At 62.5% G+C, this 17,971-nt stretch carries 11 protein-coding genes and 1 pseudogene; 5 read left to right on the top strand and 7 right to left on the bottom strand.

All coding sequences use genetic code 11. The annotated features are described in order from the left end of the window. Positions 1 to 15 precede the first annotated feature (15 nt). The 3 genes and pseudogenes from ACIQ2A_RS05335 to ACIQ2A_RS05325 all read right to left on the bottom strand — a co-directional run. The gene (locus ACIQ2A_RS05335) at positions 16 to 2,178 is read right to left on the bottom strand and encodes a carbamoyltransferase C-terminal domain-containing protein (RefSeq protein WP_398476555.1); all 2,163 of its coding nucleotides are present in this window, start codon (positions 2,176 to 2,178) and stop codon (positions 16 to 18) included. A gap of 72 nt (positions 2,179 to 2,250) precedes the next feature. Next, positions 2,251 to 3,615: a M23 family metallopeptidase gene (locus tag ACIQ2A_RS05330; protein ID WP_398476553.1), complete on the bottom strand. Its 1,365-nt coding sequence runs from the start codon at positions 3,613 to 3,615 to the stop codon at positions 2,251 to 2,253. 110 nt (positions 3,616 to 3,725) lie between these two features. After that, positions 3,726 to 4,208 (bottom strand): annotated as a pseudogene (locus ACIQ2A_RS05325) (peroxiredoxin); the annotation flags it as partial. 524 nt (positions 4,209 to 4,732) lie between these two features. Between ACIQ2A_RS05325 and ACIQ2A_RS05320 the strand changes: the two are divergent. After that, positions 4,733 to 8,395: a DUF3971 domain-containing protein gene (locus ACIQ2A_RS05320; protein ID WP_398476551.1), complete on the top strand. Its 3,663-nt coding sequence runs from the start codon at positions 4,733 to 4,735 to the stop codon at positions 8,393 to 8,395. Between the two features lie 31 nt (positions 8,396 to 8,426). Here the strand turns inward: ACIQ2A_RS05320 and ACIQ2A_RS05315 are convergent, their stop codons facing one another. Beyond that, complete coding sequence (locus tag ACIQ2A_RS05315; protein ID WP_398476548.1) at positions 8,427 to 9,170, bottom strand: IclR family transcriptional regulator; 744 nt, start codon at positions 9,168 to 9,170, stop codon at positions 8,427 to 8,429. A 220-nt stretch (positions 9,171 to 9,390) separates the two neighbouring features. Here ACIQ2A_RS05315 and ACIQ2A_RS05310 point away from each other — a divergent pair, with 220 nt between their 5' ends. Beyond that, positions 9,391 to 10,614, top strand: coding sequence for an ABC transporter substrate-binding protein (locus ACIQ2A_RS05310; RefSeq protein WP_398476546.1), 1,224 nt, complete (start codon positions 9,391 to 9,393; stop codon positions 10,612 to 10,614). Between the two features lie 112 nt (positions 10,615 to 10,726). Beyond that, positions 10,727 to 11,497 (top strand): SDR family NAD(P)-dependent oxidoreductase, encoded by a 771-nt coding sequence (locus ACIQ2A_RS05305; protein ID WP_398476544.1) that lies wholly within the window; start codon positions 10,727 to 10,729, stop codon positions 11,495 to 11,497. 71 nt (positions 11,498 to 11,568) lie between these two features. On the opposite strand, the gene ACIQ2A_RS05300 is transcribed toward ACIQ2A_RS05305, so the two are convergent. The 3 genes from ACIQ2A_RS05300 to tyrS all read right to left on the bottom strand — a co-directional run bounded on the left by ACIQ2A_RS05300 (position 11,569) and on the right by tyrS (position 16,056). Continuing rightward, positions 11,569 to 13,263, bottom strand: coding sequence for a methyl-accepting chemotaxis protein (locus ACIQ2A_RS05300; RefSeq protein WP_398476541.1), 1,695 nt, complete (start codon positions 13,261 to 13,263; stop codon positions 11,569 to 11,571). Between the two features lie 106 nt (positions 13,264 to 13,369). Beyond that, a complete protein-coding gene (locus ACIQ2A_RS05295; RefSeq protein ID WP_398476539.1) occupies positions 13,370 to 14,587 on the bottom strand; it encodes an MFS transporter in 1,218 nt (405 codons plus the stop codon). Positions 14,588 to 14,802: 215 nt separating this feature from the next. Further along, complete coding sequence (gene tyrS, locus ACIQ2A_RS05290) at positions 14,803 to 16,056, bottom strand: tyrosine--tRNA ligase (protein WP_398476537.1); 1,254 nt, start codon at positions 16,054 to 16,056, stop codon at positions 14,803 to 14,805. A gap of 144 nt (positions 16,057 to 16,200) precedes the next feature. Between tyrS and ACIQ2A_RS05285 the strand changes: the two genes are divergently transcribed. Together ACIQ2A_RS05285 and ACIQ2A_RS05280 are read left to right on the top strand one after the other, a co-directional pair. Further along, positions 16,201 to 17,316, top strand: a complete 1,116-nt coding sequence (locus ACIQ2A_RS05285) for an anhydro-N-acetylmuramic acid kinase (protein ID WP_398476535.1) — start codon at positions 16,201 to 16,203, stop codon at positions 17,314 to 17,316. Positions 17,317 to 17,628: 312 nt separating this feature from the next. Then, positions 17,629 to 17,971: porin (locus ACIQ2A_RS05280; RefSeq protein ID WP_398476533.1), on the top strand; the 343-nt coding region annotated here is incomplete at its 3' end.

Genomic DNA, 17,971 nt, shown 5'->3' with positions numbered 1-17,971 from the left:
AAACTCCGCGGCGGACTACGGCTTCGCCTCATCCGCCCCACGGCTTTTCCATCGCTCGTATCCCGTCGTAAACCGGCCGCTGTCCCGCTCACCGCCGTGCCAAGCGGCGGTGACGGTGCCATCGCCGGCCACCATGAATACCACGTCGAGCCCCGCCGAGCGGCGCAAAGTCTCGACGGCCTGTTGCGGCGTCTGCGCGATCGGGCCGGCGACATTGAACGACGTGTTGACCGACAGCTCGACGCCGAGATGGCGTCCGAGCGCTTTCAGATACGCGTGCGTGAGTGGATCGTCCTCGGCACGGACGATCTGGATGCGGCCGGTGCCATCAGCATGAATCACCGCCAGGATTTTTTCACGCGCATGCGGCTTCGATTGCGCGGTCAGCACCATGTAATTGTAGGCGTTGTAGTCAGCGTCTGACGCGCCATCCAGCAGATCGAAATATTCCAGCGCCGCTTCGCGGGTCGCCATCGGTGCCAGCGGGCGAATGGCTTCGCGATATTTGACGCGTTCGTTGAGACGTTCGCGCGTGGCTGCGTCGCAGGGATTGGCGAGGATCGAGCGATGACCAAGCGCGCGGGGGCCTGTTTCGGCCGCGCCCTGGTAAAGCGCGATAATGCTGTTTTGTGCGACGAGATAGCCCATCAGATCGGCGACGGCGTCGAGGCCGTCTGACGTCGAGATCTCGCCGATGATCCTTGAGTTGATGTCATCACCCCTGAGAACGGCTGCAATATCTTGCGCCGCCGGTGCATCGCCACAATAGAACGCATGCGTCATCGGTGCGCCCCGCGGCGCGCCGATGAGGTGCGCAAAGATCCAGGCCGCGCCGATGGAGACGCCGGGGTCGCCGGGCGTCGGCGGCATCCATAGATGCAGGCGCGCCTTGCGGCCTTGCTCGCGGGTGAACCACGCCTCGTCGAAATGTTCGAGCAATCGCATGTTGCCGAGTGCATTGAGTGCGACACCGCCGGTCAGCACGACGCGATGTGCGCCCGTCTTGCGCAAGAGACCGGCGACGACATGGATCATCGCATCCTCGAACACGAGCTGCGTTCCTGCGGCCTTGTCGAGGCGATCCTGGGTATCGGGCCGGTGCTGGATGTCCTCGACGCGCAGCACCGCATCGGGATTCCACAATTGATCAGGCTTCAGCGGCGGGCCGAGAATGTCGATCAGCGGCTGCTTGTAGGGATTGTCGAACGGGTCGCAATACCAGTTGCCCATGGCGCGATTGAGCTTGAGCTCGCCGTCAGGGCCGAAGTCCAGCACCTCGCGCAGGCGCGCATAATAGGGGTTGCTGGCGCGATCCATATCCCCCCAGGCGGCAGCGCCCATATAGCGGCCCTCGCTGGAGAGCCATGTCCAGCCGCCTTGGGTGGAGGAAATCACGCTGTAGAAAGCGCCGAGGGAGTCGAAGACACTGTCGTTGCAATACAGTTTTGTGATCGTGCCGCCCTGCGCCACATAGGTCGAGACCGAGCCAAGATCGCCGGTGCCGTCGAGCACGGCGATTGCCACGGGCTCGTCATCAGGGAAAGGCGAGGCGGCAAACGAGAACCATGCATGATTGTCGTGATGCGGCATCATCAAGAGCGGGACGCGCGCGGACAGGCCGAATTGCTTGCGCAGCAGCTTTGGCGTCCGCGTCATCTGTTCGAGACGCTTGGCATCGAAGCTGACGGAATTTTTCGTGCGTAGCAGTTTCAAACCGTCGGGAAACTCCTCCACGATGCTGCGCACCAGCGTGCCGACGAGATCAGGATAATCCCAGCTTGTCAGCCACGCATCGATATCAGTGACGTCTTTGCCCATCGCGTGGAGCGTGCCGCGCATCGCATCCAGCGCCGCGCGTGGATATTGCGTGGTATGCTTGTCGCCGGAGAAGCGTTCTTCTTCATTGTTGACGATCAGGCGCGGGCCGTGAGCCTGCGTGACCTCGACCAGCGCAACACCGGAATTGTGCGTGCCGGGCAATCCCAGGCCGGCGAGATAGACGGTTTCGCCGCGCGCCAGTTTGGCACGCAGTTCATCAATGCGACGAACCGCGAAGTGGCTGTCATTGGCGTGAAAGCCTGCCAGCGACATCACCCATGTCGTCAGCCGTCGCGTGGCGCGGAAGCAGAACCGGCCGAGGCGGGGATAGCGGGGACCAATGCGTCGGGGGGATGTCACGCGGGCGACCTCGATGGGTTTCGATGTCGCTTCAATCACATCGCGGGCAGGCCAACAATGCCCGTCAGTGTCTCAGCTGGCGCTGAGACGAACGCCTGCGCGCAAGAACTTCTGCGGATCGACGGCCTCGCCATCGATGCGGGTTTCATAATGCAGATGCGGACCGGTGGAGCGGCCGGTGGAGCCGACCTGGCCGATCACCTGGCCGATCTTAATGCTGTCGCCGACCTTCACCTGGATCACCGACATATGGCCGTAGCGGGTCGAAAGGCCGTTGCCGTGGTCGATCTCGACCATCTTGCCATAACCGCCCGCATAGGCTGCGGCGACGACGCGGCCATTGGCGGTGGCGCGGATCGGATCGCCGGTGGAGCCGCGGAAATCGAGGCCGGCATGCATGGCCGGGCGGCCGAGGAACGGATCGCTGCGCACACCGAAACCGGATGAGAATTCGACGGTGCCGACAACGGGCTTGCGATAGGGCACCTGTGCCATGGTGCGATTCAGCTTGTCCATCTGCGACCGGGTGAGTTGCAGGCGATAGAGCTGGCGCTCGAACGGGTCCGCATTGGCTGAGAGTTTGACCGGAATATACGGCCCGCCCATCCCGCCACGCGGTGCGGCGGCCTCCAGCTTGGCCATGTTGAGGCCAAGATCCGCGATCGCGCCGCGCATGCGGCGGACCTTGGAGTCGATGGCTTCTTCCGTCGAGCTCAAAGCCGCAAGCTGCTTGCTTTCGACGCGATCGAGCGAGGCCTGCAGGCGGTCGATCACATTGTCGGCGCCACCAAGCTTGGCGACCTGGGTCTGCGGCGGTGCTGCGAGAACGGGCGCGCGTGACTCCAGCCGCGCTTCGCGGTCCGGCGGTGCAACGAATGTGACGGTGTCACTGATCGGCGAGGGCCTGGGCATCGAATTCGTGTCGAGCGATGCGCCGCGACCGGGAGCTTTCGTCGGCGGGATCGAACCGGTGACCGACAGGTCGGGCACACTGCCAAGCGCGCTGGCGCGGGATTCCAGCTGGTTCTGGCGACGCAGCACCTGCTCGAGCTTCTTGTCGAACTGCTCCTGATCCAGCATCTGGCGGCTGGTGGTGCGGTCGATCTTGGCGCGCAGCTCGGCGATACGGTCCTCATACGCGTATTGCATATCGGCCTGACGGGCGATCAGCTTGGTCAGCACGTCGTCGCGAAATGCGAAATAAGTGGCAGTGGCGGCCGACCAGGCGCCAAGCACGGTCACCGTGCCGACGACAATCCAGAACACCACCGGCCCGATACGAACCTGCTTGCCGCGATGCGCGATCGTGTAGTCGCTCTGCCGTGTGGCCATGGAGGCTGGCGGCTTGGCGGGGGCGACGCGGCGCGGTTGAGGCCGTCCGTGGTCGTGAGCGTGGTGCTGAGGGTACTCGGCATATTGGACAGGACGGTTCGACATCAGCACTCCCGCGCCCGCCGGGAGACTCGTCGGCGGGCTCAACTACGGGAGGGATTTGAGCCGGGCATGGTTAATTCCAGCTAAATGACATCCATCAATTTGGAAATGGGTTAATGCCGCAATGTTTCGGCCAGCACCGCATCGGCGTGCCCGTCCACCTTCACATTGCGCCATGCCTTGATGACCTTGCCGTCGCGGCCGATCAGCACCGTGCTGCGAAGAACGCCTTCGAACGCCTTGCCGTACAACTTCTTTTCGCCCCATGCGCCATAGGCCATCAGCATCGTCTGCTTGTCGTCCGAGAGCAGCGGCATACCGAGTTCGTATTTGTCGCGAAACTTCTCCTGGGCCTTCAGCGGGTCGGCGGAGACACCGAGCACGGCGGTGTCGGCAGTCTCGAAGTCGGCGGCAAGGCGGGTGAAGTCGATCGCTTCCTTGGTGCAGCCGGGCGTGCTGGCGCGTGGATAAAAGAAAATCACCAGCTTGCGACCTGCGAAGTCCGACAGGGCGACGGTCGCGCCGCCATCGCGCGGCAGCTTGAAGGCGGGCGCCGTCTTGCCCTCCATCGGGTCAGTCGTCGCCGTTTTCGCTGCTTTGGCCATTGAGCCGTCCCTTCGTCATCCGCGTTTCGTATGGCCGTCTTATCTGAGGCTGACGAACGGCTCCATGGTCGAAATCCGGCGTCGGTGTTGCGACGAGGCGGATGGCCGCAGCGGGGGGCATTCGGGCCATCGATCCGGGTGCGCGGCAGGTCATCCGACTGTCCGGCTTTCGAGGGATTCTCGCGCAATTTCTTGCACATACGCCTTCCTTTCGTCGCTTTCGGACGGTCACTGTGGTTGAATTGCAGGCGTGCTTCGCGGAGCCTCCGGGGTGACGTTGCGGTGCAAAAGCACTGGTCGCGCTGTATGCTGACCAAAGGATTCGAAACGATACACGTTGCCCGCGCCCATAGGTTTTCCACAGTGGGCTGCAACGACCACGACGAGCTAGTATTCACATTCGGGATTGGCAGTCCTGCCGGCAGTTGGGCGTTCGTCACAGATCGATGCAAACTGTCGGTAGCGATCGATCTCGCAATCAGCGCCACCCCTGAGAGGCCCGGCACCTAGAGGACATGGCAAAGAGCAAGCCACCCGCAGCGCCTCGTCCGCGCGCCGATGACCGGTCCACGCAGTGGGACGATTCCGAATGGGATCGCCGGCACTATGCGGCTGGCCATGATCGTGCGCGGAAATTGCTGTCGCCGAAATCCTCGATCTGGCACCGCCTGGGTGATCGCTTTCGGTCGCGCGGCGGACATCGGCCCCGCGGTCGTTGGGGTAAGCGCATCGTCACGGTCTTTGGTGGTCTGTTTATCGTCTCTGCCGTCTGCTTCGCGGTGTTGTGGTGGCGGCTCGGCGCCGGCCCGATCAATTTCGACATGGCCACGCCATGGCTGGCAGATGCGATCCAGGACAACATCGGCGAAGGGAATACCGTCGAGATCGGTGGAACCCAGATCGAACGCGCTGGCCGTGTCCGCATGGCCGTGCGCATTCGCGACATCGTCGTGCGTGATCGGGACCGCGCGGTCATCGCCAGTGCGCCGAAAGCCGAAGTGAAAATCTCCTTCGCGTCTGTTCTGATGGGACGCATGCGGGCCGAGAGCCTCAATCTGGTCGATGTCGCGCTCGCCGTGCGCATCACGCCGGACGGGCAGGTGACCGTCTCGACCGGCAATAATGAGAGGCCGATCGCCACCGGCATGGCATCGCCACGCGTGCCTGGTGCCTGGCTCGGTCCGGCCAAGCAACCGGAACTCACTTTCCCGCGCCAGCCGCAGCCGCCAGTCGTGCAGGTTCAGCCGGCACCGGGCGCGACGCCTGCGCCGCGCGAGGCACCCTCGGGCATTCTCGCCGGTCTCGACTGGCTGGATACGCTGACGCTGTCGGGGCTTGATGGCCAGAACCTCAACGAGGTCGGTCTCAAGAATGGCCGGCTCGTCGTTGATGACCAGCAGCGTGGCAACAAATGGGAGTTCAACAACATCTCGCTGAGCCTGCGGCGGCCGAGCGGCGGCGGCGTCGCGCTCACGGTCGGCGAGGGCGGCAAGGCGCCGTGGTCGCTTGGCGTCAATATCGGCGCCCCCAGCAACGGCGTGCGCTCGGTTGATTTGAAGGCGGACAAGGTCTCGACCAAGAACATCCTGCTGGCGCTGCGGATGAAGGATCTCACTTACAGCGCCGATATCCCGCTGACGGGCGAACTCAAGGGCGAGATCGGCCGCGATGGCGTGCCGACCTATTTGCGTGGCAAGCTGACGGCCGGTGCGGGCGATATCATCGACAATGACACGCCCGATTATCCGATGCCGATCGACAGCGCCGAGATAAGCTTCGAATGGGACGCCGGTCGCCGCGTTTTGCTGGCGCCGTTCAAGGTCATTTCAGGTGCAAACCGCGTGACGCTGCTGGCCCATGTGGAGCCGCCGAACGGTACGTCGAATGCGTGGCAGGCAGGTTTGAGTGGCGGCACCATCGTGCTTGGTGGCCGCACGCCCAGTGAAGCACCACTGATCTTCAATAACATCTCCATTCGCGCCAAATTCGATCCCGACAATCGGCTGGTGTCGCTGACACAGGCCAATATCAGCAATGGTGAACTCGGTGTCGCCGGCACCGGCAGCGTCGATTACGCAAGCGAGCCGCGGATGAAGCTCGGCTTTGCCGGCACGCCGATGAACGCCTCGGCGCTCAAGCGCATGTGGCCGATCCTGATTGTGCCCGAGGTGCGCGAATGGGTGATCGAGCGTATCGAGGCGGGCAATCTGCAGCGCATCGAGATCGGCGTGAATTCGCCGACCAAGAATCTCACACGCCGCGGTCCGCCGATTCCGGATGACGGTCTGAATGTGTCCATCATCGCCAATGATGTCTCGCTGCGACCGGTGGACGGTTTGCCTGCGGTGCATGACGGTGATCTGCGCGCACGGATTACCGGCCGCACCGCAACGGTGACGATCAGCCAGGCCAATGTGGATACGCCCGGCGGCCGCAAGCTCAACCTGAGCGACGTCGTATTCGAAGTGCCTGACATGGCGCCAAAGCCGTCGCCGTCGCGTATCCGTTTCAAGCTCGACGGACCCGCGCCCGGCGTCGTCGAGGTGCTGAATTCCGATCGCTTGAGCGAAGCCTCCGGCAACATGCTCGATCCCAATGCCATCAAGGGCAATGTGACGGCGCAGGTGGCGATGGGTATGCCGATCCAGCACGAACTCACCAAGGCTGACACGACCTATAACGTCACCGCCGATCTCAAGGATTTCTCCGCCGACAAGCTGGTGATGAACCAGAAGGTCGAAGCCAATACGCTGAAGATCGCCGCCAACAATCAAGGCTATCAGGTCCGCGGCGACATCAAGATCAACGGCCAGTCGGGACAACTCGATTATCGCAAGCCGACCGAGGGCGATGCGGATGTGCGTCTCAGCGCGACATTGGACGATGCCAGCCGTGCACGCATGGGCGTCGATCTCGGTACTGCCGTCGTTGGCGCGCTGCCGCTGAAGTTGAACGGCAAGATCGGCAGCGGCGACCGTGACAGCAAGTTCAATATCGAAGCCGACCTGACGCCCCTGAAGCTCGACAATCTGTTGCCGGGCTGGGCCAAGGTCGCCGGCAAATCGGCGAAGGCTGCGTTCAATGTGGTGAAGAAGGGCGACTCGACGCGTCTCGAAGACATCACGGTCGATGGCGCCGGTGCCACGATCAAGGGATCGGTCGAACTCGATCAGAATGGCGATCTTGTCAACGTCAACTTCCCGACCTATTCGCCGTCTGAAGGCGACAAGACCTCGATCAGGGCCGAGCGCGGCAATGACGGTGTGCTCAAGGTGACTATGCGCGGCGACGTGTTCGATGGTCGCGGCTTCCTGAAGGGCGCGATGTCGGGCGGCAAGGAGCCGGACACCAAGAGCAAGGCCAAGACGGTCGATTTCGATATCGACGTGAAGCTCGGCGCTGTCGCTGGCTTCTACGGCGAGGCTGTGCGCAGTGTCGATGCGAAGGTTTCGCGTCGTAACGGCACGATCTCGAAATTCGCGCTGACCGGCAAGCTTGGCCGTGACACACCGCTCACGGGCGACATGCGCGGCAAGTCGCAAGGCGCCGGGCGCGATGTCATCTTCATCGAAACCAACGATGCTGGCGCGTTCCTGCGCGTGACCGACACCTATTCGAAAATGTTCGGCGGCCAGCTCGCGCTGGCAATGGACACGCCTTCCACGGACACCCGTCCGAAGGAAGGCCTGATCAATGTGCGCAACTTTACGGTCAAGGGTGAAGCGTCGCTCGAGCGCGTTGCTGCGTCCGGTGGTCCGCCCGGCGCGCAGAACAGCGGCATCGCGTTCACGCGCTTACGCGCGGAATTTGTCCGGCAGAACGGCCTCATGACCGTGCGTGAAGGCCTTGTGCAGGGGCCATCGGTCGGCGCGACCATCGAGGGCAATATCGACTACAACGCCAATCAGGTGCGCATGAGCGGCACCTTCGTGCCGATGTATGGGCTGAACAATATGTTCGGCCAGATCCCGGTGGTCGGCCTGTTTCTAGGTGGCGGCAGCAATGAAGGCCTGTTCGGCGTGACCTACGAAGTCGTCGGTACGCCCGGGGCGCCGGTACTGCGCGTCAATCCGCTGTCGGCCATCGCACCGGGAATTACGCGAAAGATTTTCGACTTCAGTACAGGCAAGCAGAACAACTCTGTCGAGTTTCCGAACCAGAACAATAATAGCAATTGATCGCGCAGCGTCGGCAGGCGCGCGAAGTCAGTTAGCTATTTGAAGTCTCAGTCTTGAAGCGCTCGATGCATGCCAGAATTGTCGCTGCGGTTTCGGGCCGCCGGTTCAGGCATCGCGATGTTGGGCCTGCAACGACGAGCGACAGCCGTCGGTGATTGACCGGCAGGGGCACTGCGACGCCTGCGAGATCTGCAATATATTCTGCCGAACTCTGATGGTAGCCGCGCGTCGCCGCTTCGTTGAGCGATGTTTCGATTGCCTCAACTGAGCAAGGTGTCGTGTCCGAAAACGGCTCGAACCTGATCTTCCGATAGATGGCGCGCCGTTCTTCAGGCGTTTGCTGCGCGAGAATCGCGCGGCCGACGGAGCTCGCATAAACGGGGACCCGATCGCCGATTTGCGCGAAATAGCGCACCGAATGTGAGCATTCGACCACATCGAGGAAGATCGCGTTGGTGCCCGCGAGTGCGGCAATGGCGGTCGTCTCGCCGGTCTTGTCGGCGATCTCCAGCACCAGCGCATGCACGGCGTCGGGCAGCGGCTCGGCTTCGGCGACGGTGCGGGCGAGGGTGAGCCAGCGGGGGCTGGGATAATAGCCGTTGCGCGCGCGGGGCTCGTACAGCCAGCCTTTGTCGGCAATCGTGCCGACGAGATTGAAGGTGCTGGAGCGCGGCCAGCCGAGGTCGTCGGAGATCTCCGCCAGCGTCGCCGGCCGTTTGCGACGCGCGAAATACTCCATCAATTCCAGAACATTGGCTGCCTGCCTGACCAGCATCGACTTGGTTCTTCCCTGAGGGCAACCCGGCTTCTGGGCGCCTGCATCACTGCACGTTCTGGTTGGCTCGTTACGCCAAATGGCCTTTGGAAGCCATCTGGACAGGTTCGGAGCGTCTTGACATCTAATTCATGTATAGGTCTTATGAATTCATAAACAAGAATTTTCGAGCGACGACGGGTTAGCCGCTGCGTCGCCGATTTCGGTCAGGGGAGGAATAATGACCATTCGCAGTACACTTGCCGTATCCGTGCTGGCGCTGTCGCTCGGCGCTCTGTCGGCGCCTTTGGCGTCGGCTCAGACGCCCGTGAAGCTCGGCGTGCTTGCCGACATGTCCGGCATTTTCTCGGATATCGGTGGCATGGGCTCGTTCGAGGCCACGAAGATGGCCGTCGAGGATTTCAACAAGCTGCCCGGCGCCGACAAGTTCAAGGTCGAGGTCGTCCAGGGCGATCCGCAGAACAAGCCCGACATCGCGCGTAACATTGCGCGCAAGTGGTACGAGACCGAAGGCGTCGATGTGCTCGTCGATATTCCGACCAGCGCCACCTCGCTCGCCGTTGCGCCCCTGACCGCGGAGCTCAACAAAGTCGCGCTGTTCACCGCATCGGGCACATCGGACCTTACCGGCAAGGCCTGCACGCCGAACTCGGTACACTGGACCTACGACACCTGGGCACTGGCGCACGGTACGGCCGATGCCATGACCAAGGCCGGCGGTAAGGACTGGTTCTTCCTCACGGTCGATTTTGCGCTGGGTGCTTCTCTTGAACGCGATGCCACCGCGGTCATCAATGCCAATGGCGGCAAGGTGCTCGGCAGCATCAAGCATCCGACGGATTCCAACGATTTTGCGTCCTATCTCCTGCAGGCACAGGCATCGAAGGCCAATGTCATCGCGCTCGCCAATGCCGGCGGCGACACCATCAAGGCGATCAAGCAGGCATCGGAATTCGGCATCGTTCAGGCCGGTCAGAAGCTCGCAGCGATGCTGATGTTCATCTCCGACGTGCACTCGCTCGGCCTCAGCACCGCGCAGGGCCTGCAGCTCACCGAAGGCTTCTATTGGGATCTCAACGACAAGACCCGCGAATTCGGCGAGCGTTTTGCGAAGCGCAATAACGGCCGCTATCCCAGCATGAACCAGGCCGGCGCCTATTCAGCCGCGCTGACTTACCTCAAGGCCGTTGCCAAGGTCGGCTCGCCGAAGGACGGCGTCGCCGTCGTCAAGGCGATCCGCGAGATGGGCACGTTCGACGATCCGCTCTTCGGCAAGACCACGCTGCGTGAGGACGGCCGCGTGCTGCACGACATGTATCTGCTGCAGGTCAAGAAGCCGGCTGAGTCGAAGAAGCCCTATGACTACTACAACGTCGTGGCCACGATCCCGGCCGAGACCGCCTTCCGTCCGCTCAAGGACGGTGGCTGCCCGCTGATCAAGTAACGTCTCTTACTCCCGAGACTGAGGACTCCCAAGACTTGGACGCGCAGGTGCCGGTAATCCCGCGCTGCGCGTTCTTTTTTATCTTCGTAACCACCACAAGAAGGACAAAACCATGCGTCTCGCCAATAAACTCGCCGTCATCACCGCTGCCGCGTCCGGCATGGGCCGCGCCGGTGTCGAGCTGTTCCTCAAGGAGGGCGCGAAGGTCGCAGCGGTGGACGTCAATGCCGAGGCGCTGACGCAGCTCAAGGCCGACATGAAGTCCAAGGGTTTTGACCTCATCACCATCCAGGCGGATCTGTCGAAAACCGATGAGATGAAAAGCTCGATCGATGACGCAGCGACGGCGCTTGGCGGTGTCGATATCCTGTGGGCGCATGCCGGTACACCCGGTCCGGCCGGTGTCGAAAATCTCGACCTCAAGGCCTATGAATTCGCCATGGCGCTCAACGTCACGTCGGCCACAATCGGCGCGGGTGAGGTGGTCAAGCATATGCGCAAGCGCGGCGGCGGTTCGGTGATCTTCACGTCGTCGGTGTCGGGCATGGTCGGCTCGATGATGAGTCCGATCTATTCGGCTGCGAAGTTTGCCGTGGTCGGCCTCACCAAGTCGCTCTGCCAGACATTTGCGCCCGACCAGGTTCGCGTCAATGTAATCTGCCCCGGCCTCGCCGATACGCCGATGAAGCTCGGCTTCACCGGCCGCTCCGGCGTCGCGGCGGAAGCGGCTGCCAATGAGACCAAGCTGCTCACCGCCGTCCCGATGGGTCGTCTGTGCAAGGCCGAGGACGTGGCGAATGCCGCGCTGTGGCTGGCGTCGGATGAGTCGACCTTCGTCACCGGCGTGGCACTGCCGGTGGATGGCGGCTTCACCGCGCGCTGATCTCCACGACCTCACCAAACAAAAAGGGCGCGGTCAGCGATGACCGCGCCCTTTGCTTTGCGAGAGTTGGATCAGGCAGCGCGAACGCCGGCCAGGAACGTGTTCACTTCGCCGGTGAGCTGCTCGGCCTGCTTCGACAGACCCGAAGCGGCGCTCAGCACCATGGTCGCGGCATTGCCGGTCTCATGCGCCGCATTGGTGACGCCGCCGATATTCGTTGTGACGTCCTGGGTTGCCTGCGCAGTCTGGGTGACGTTGCGGGCGATCTCGGCAGTCGCTGCACCTTGTTCCTCGATGGCCGAGCCGATCGTGGTGGCGATGGCGCTGACTTCCTCGATGGTCGTGGTGATGCCCTGGATCGCCTCGACGGCTTCCTTGGTTGCGCCCTGGATCTGCGCGATGCGGGTGCTGATTTCCTTGGTGGCGCTGGCGGTCTGGCCGGCGAGGCTCTTCACCTCGGTGGCGACCACCGCGAAACCTTTACCGGCATCGCCGGCGCGGGCGGCTTCGATGGTGGCGTTAAGCGCCAGCAGGTTGGTCTGGGCGGCAATGGTCGAGATCAGTTCGACCACGTCCTCGATCTGCTGCGCGCCTTCGGCCAGCGCACGGACGATGCTGTCGGTGCGGCGCGCGCTCTCCACCGCATGGGTGGTGATCTTGGCCGATTGGGCCATCTGGCGCGCGATCTCCGAGATCGATGATGACAGTTCTTCGGCTGCAGCAGCGACGGTCTGAACGCGCGTGCTGGCCTGCGTGGCGGCGGTGGAGACCACACCGGCCTGATCATTGGTGCGGGCCGCGGTGCCGGACATCGACTGCGCGGTGGCTTCCAGTTCGGTCGAGCCCGAAGCCATCAGGCCGACGAGCTGGCCGACCGAGGCATCAAACCTGTCGGCAAGCGCAATCAGCGCATCGCGCTTCTCGGCTTCGCTGCGCTGTTCAAGCGCAGCCTGCTCGGCCTGCAGCGTGCGGGCGGTCAGCGAGGTCTGGCGCAGCATTTCCAGCGTCTCGGCCATGCGGCCGATTTCATCGCCGCGATCGGTTTCGGCCACGTTCTGGTCGAGGGCGCCATTGGCGATCTCGTGCATGCGGGCCTGCAGGCGGCGCAGTGCGCCGAGGATGTCGCTGGCGATCAGCCAGGACAGCAAGGCCATCACGCCGAGCACGGCGGCGCCCAGCGAGCCGAGACGGATGAGCAGGGCGCGGAAGTCGGAGTCGAGGTCGTCGATATAGAGGCCCGTCGAGAATGTGATGTCCCAGGGCGCGTAGTGCCGGGCAAAGACCATCTTTGCCGTCGGCTCGGTCTGGCCGGGGCGCGGATAGAGATAATAGGTCGTGCCGCCATTCACGCTCTGCTTGCCGGCGTCGATGATCGCTTTCGAGATCAGCACGCCGTTGGAATCCTTGGCGCCGGTGAACTTGTCTTCGAGCTTGGTATTGCCGGCATTCACCAGCAACACGCCGTCAGGCTTGTAGGCGACGAGATAGCCCTGCTTGTTGCCGAAGAACATGTTCTTGGCGAGCTGGCGATATTGCATCTGAGCGTCGGCCAGCGTCAGCTTTCCAGCGGTGATCTGCTCCTGCATGCTCTCCGCCATACCGACCATGAGATCGACGCCGGTGTGGAGCTGCTCCATGCGGTCTTCCTGCATGCGCTTCTGACTGAGCGATGCAGCGACTGCGATGACGGCGCAGATCGACGCGGCGGAGACCAGCACCATGCTGGTGAGCTTGGTGCGGATCGTAAAACGGCTGAGCAAACTCATGGCGACCTCAAGGAAGGGCAGAACTGGCATTCTTGTACCAGCGAGTCGCTTATCAATCGTGAATCGTGAGGTACTCAACTTGTTCGCGCGGCGAACGCGGCCAATGTCAGTTGCGCAGCGCCGGCACAACGAGAAATGGGATCATGCCGAGCACGACGCTGATGAGCGCAAAGGCGAGCAGTGAGTTGTAGCTCTGCGTCCAGTCATGCAGAAGACCTCCGCTCCACGAGCCCAACGCGCCGCCAAGGCCGCTGCCGAAGGTAATGGCGCCATAAATCGTCCCAACGCGCTTGCCGCGAAAGATCTTCATCGCTGTTGCGGAGAGGAGGGGGCCGCGCGAGCCGATCATGCTGCCGAAGCAGATCACGAAGCCTGTAAGCAGGATGTAATTTGGATACCATTGCAGCAGCCACAGCATGGCGATGCCGAGCAGGGAGCAAGAATAGCTGAACAGGATCGACGGTCGCCGCCCGATCACGCCGTCTAGCCAGCTGATGCCGATCATGCCGCACAGAAGCGCGATGCCGCTGAAGCCCCATGCGGTCGCCGCCTGCAGTGGTGGAAAGCCTGCATCGACCAGATAGGCCACGACCTGTGGCGTGATGGCGTACATGCCGATGGCAGTGAAGAAGAACGTGCCGAATAGAGCCCAGAAGGCGTGATGGCGCATCGCCGACAGCAGCGTCCAGCCTTCGTCGATCAGATCGTCGCCGCCCTTTTGCTTCTCAAGATGCGGCGAGCCAGCACTGAACTTGCGCCAGGGGAAGAACAGCAAGGGCACCATCAGCGCAAGCGCCGCAAAGCCGAATACACGATAGGTGCCGCGCCAATCCAAATGATCGATCAGCAACTGGGCGAGCGGGAGCATGATGAGGACGCCGGCGCCGGTGGCCGAATAAACGACCGACATCGCCGTCGGCAAACGTTTGCCGAACCAGCGCCCCAGCATCAGTGCATTCGGCACATTGCCGATGCAGGCCACGGCGAAGCCGAAGCACAGCCCCATCGTGAGCTGAAATTGCCAGAGTTGTTGTGAATATGCGGCGGCGAGCAGGGAGCAGCCGAGTACGGCGAGGCCCGTCAGGAAAACCGTTCGGGGGCCCGACCGATCGAACAATCGCCCGACTAACGGGGACGACAGTCCGACACAGAGCGCCGTGAGCGAATAGATCGACACGACGTCGCCGCGATCCCAGCCGAAGGACTGCGACACCGGCAGCAGGAAAACCGTAAAACTCTCCTGCAGCCCGCGGCCAAATAGCGAGAGTGTAAAACAGAGACCGAGGACGGTCAGTCCCGTCCGTTGGGACGACTTCAAATCCATCGGGCGCTCTTCTTCCACGGCGATTGCGATGGCGTCATGGGACGCGCTTCGCTCGCCATGGACAAGTGCGCTGGATGAATGCGGCTATGCAGAAGGCCGTAGGATGGGTTGAGCGCAGGCGCGTAAACGCCGGAGTGATAACCCATCGGCGGAGCCTGCCGCAGCGAAAGGCAGCATGGGTTTTCGCTTCGCTCAACCCATCCTACGGCAGCGTCTTATTCCGGCTTCAGCAAAATATGCCGCTTCTTGCCGAGCGAGAGCTTGATGACGCCCTCCGGCGTCAGCTGATCCGGGGTCAGCAACATCTTCTCATCATTGACGGCAACGTCATTGACCCGCAATCCGCCGCCTTTGATCTGGCGGCGCGCTTCACCGTTCGAGGCGACGAAACCGGCATTCACGAAGGCTGCGAGAACGCCGATTCCGGCATCCAGCTCGGCACGCGGAATATTGACGGTCGGCAGACTCTCGGCCAGCGCGCCTTCTTCAAAGGTTTTCCGCGCGGTCTCGGCGGCAGCGTTTGCTGCATCGCGGCCGTGCACGACAGCGGTGGCTTCCGTCGCGAGGATCTTCTTAGCCTCGTTGATCTCCGAACCGCCGAGTGCTGCAAGCTTCGCGATCTCGTCGAGCGGCAGCCGCGTGAATACCTTCAGGAAGCGGCCGACATCGGCGTCTTCGGTGTTGCGGAAATACTGCCAGAAATCATATGGGCTGAAGAGGTCGCCATTGAGCCAGACGGCGCCGGAGGCCGACTTGCCCATCTTCTCGCCGGATGACTTGGTCAGCAGCGGCGTGGTCAAGGCATAGAGCTGCGGGCCGCCCATACGGTGGCTGAGATCGACGCCGTTGATGATATTGCCCCACTGGTCGGAGCCGCCCATCTGCAGGATCGTGCCATAGCGGCGGTTGAGCTCCGTAAAATCGTAGCCCTGCATGATCATGTAGTTGAATTCGAGGAAGGACAGCGACTGGTCACGGTCGAGGCGCAGCTTCACGCTGTCGAAGGACAGCATGCGGTTGACCGAGAAATGGCGGCCGACATCGCGCAGGAATTCGACATAGTTCAGCTTCAGCAGCCAGTCGGCATTGTTGACCATCAGCGCATCTGTCGGGCCGTCGCCATAGGTCAGCATCTTGCCGAAGATTTTCTTGATGCCCTCGATGTTCTCCGCGATCTTTTCGACCGTCAGCAGGCTGCGCTGGTCGTCGCGGAACGAGGGGTCGCCGACCATCGAAGTGCCGCCGCCCATCAGCGTGATCGGGCGATGTCCGGTCTGCTGAAACCAGTACAGCATGGTCACCGAGATCAGGTTGCCGATGTGCAGGCTGGTCGCCGTGGCGTCATAGCCTACATAAGCCGTGACCGGTCCCTTGCAGCAGGCGGCATCCAGTGCAGCGGCGTCGGAGACCTGATGGATCAGGCCGCGCTCGTGCAGCACACGAAGGAAATCGGACTTGTAGGTGGTCATCGGTTCGGGACTCGGGTCTGAAGGTTTTACGCCGCCTCAATCTATCGGCGACATGCTGGCGGCGGTTAGGCCGTGCCAGAGTGCCGTTAGGTATAAGATTGGGCGGTTCGGCACAAGTTTGGACCGGAATTCAGGGGATTTTGCGTGACCAAGGCGCTGTGGGCGATCGGGCTGATGAGCGGAACCTCGATGGACGGGGTGGACGTCGCCATGATCGAGACCGATGGCGAGCGGGTCCTGGCTTTCGGCCCATCCGGTTATCGGCCCTATAGCGAGGCCGAGCGGGCGCTGTTGCGGCAGTCACTGAGGGATGCGGTTGGCTTGACCGATCGTAATGCGCGGCCGGGCGTGCTGACCGAAGCCGAGCGGGTGGTGACGGCCGCCCATGCCGAAGCGGTCGAGGCCTTCCTGTCCGCTCATGACATTGCGCGCGAAACTGTCGATCTCGTCGGCTTCCATGGCCAGACCGTTTTGCACCGGCCCGCCGATCGCCTGACCGTGCAGATCGGCGATGGCGAGGGACTGGCGGCACGTCTGGGTCTGCCCGTGGTCTACGACATGCGTGCGGCCGATGTTGCCGCGGGCGGGCAGGGGGCGCCGCTGGTCCCGGTCTATCACCGTGCGCTGGCGCGGGGGCAGGGTCGCAGTGGACCGTTGATCGTGGTCAATATCGGCGGTGTCTCCAACATCACCTATATCGATGGCGATGAGGTGCTGATTGCTTGCGACACTGGCCCCGGCAATGCGCTGCTCGATGATTTCGTGTTTCAAAACACAGGGCGACCGTTCGATGCTGCTGGTGCGCTCGCAGCGCAAGGGCAGGTGGACGAGGCGTGGGTCGTTCAGGCGCTGCAGAATCCGTTCTTCAGCGTGTCGCCTCCGAAGTCGCTCGATCGCAACCACTTTGCAGCTCTGAGTGTCACGGGCAAATCGTCGAGCGATGGCGCCGCTACGCTCACAGCTTTCACCGCCGCAAGCATCGCAGCGATTGCTCCGCTGCTGCCGAAGCCGCCGCATGCATTTATCGTGGCCGGGGGCGGGGCTCGCAATCCGACATTGCTATCGATGCTCGGCGACCGCATCGCGCCAGCGTTGGTCGAGAGTGCCGATGCGCTGGGCTGGTCAGCCGATGCGATGGAAGCGCAGGCTTTCGCGTTTCTGGCCGTGCGCAGCCTCAATCGGATGCCGCTCACATTTCCGGGCACGACCGGCGTCGCGGCTGCGCTGACAGGCGGCGTGCTTGCGGGACCTCCAGGTTAGCAAGGTGATTCGTAGGACCCTCGCGATCTGCCCATCGCGATGTTGGGACACGCTTGCTAGCAAACACTGATCCGTGATCGCCCCATTAATTCTCGTGATCAGATCGGTAATTTACTGCCTTGGAGACAGGCTGTTTGTTGCTCAAAACACACAGAGCGCAAATGATGCTGCGTCAACCGACCGCGGCCATTGTGTCGCAGGATTGCTGCCAACAGATTGACGTCGAGCGGCCGCGAGTGCGGCCCAAAAAAGACGCGATGCCGGATCGCAGAACGCATGGTCGTTCGCTCTCGGCCTCGCCTTTGAGGCTTCATGACGACGATCAAACAGGTAATTCTCGGTTCGGCGGCAGCACTGATGGCCATCGGCAGCGCGCAGGCAGCGGATCTTCCGGTCAAGGCGAAGGCCGTTGAATATGTGAAGGTCTGCTCGCTTTACGGCGCGGGCTTCTACTACATTCCGGGCACCGACACCTGCATCAAGATCGGCGGCGCGATCCGCATCGATACGACGTTCAATGGCGGCCCCTATGACGCGCCTTTCTGGCAGGGTGGTGCCGGCGGCAACAATCTCTGGACCAAGAACTACTACCTCACCCGCGAGCGCGTGAATTTGACCACGGATACGCGCACCACCACGGAGTACGGCACGGTCC

The organism is Tardiphaga sp. (genome assembly GCF_044336785.1).
Lineage (GTDB): Bacteria > Pseudomonadota > Alphaproteobacteria > Rhizobiales > Xanthobacteraceae > Tardiphaga.
This window is presented reverse-complemented; position numbering and strand designations above follow the sequence as displayed.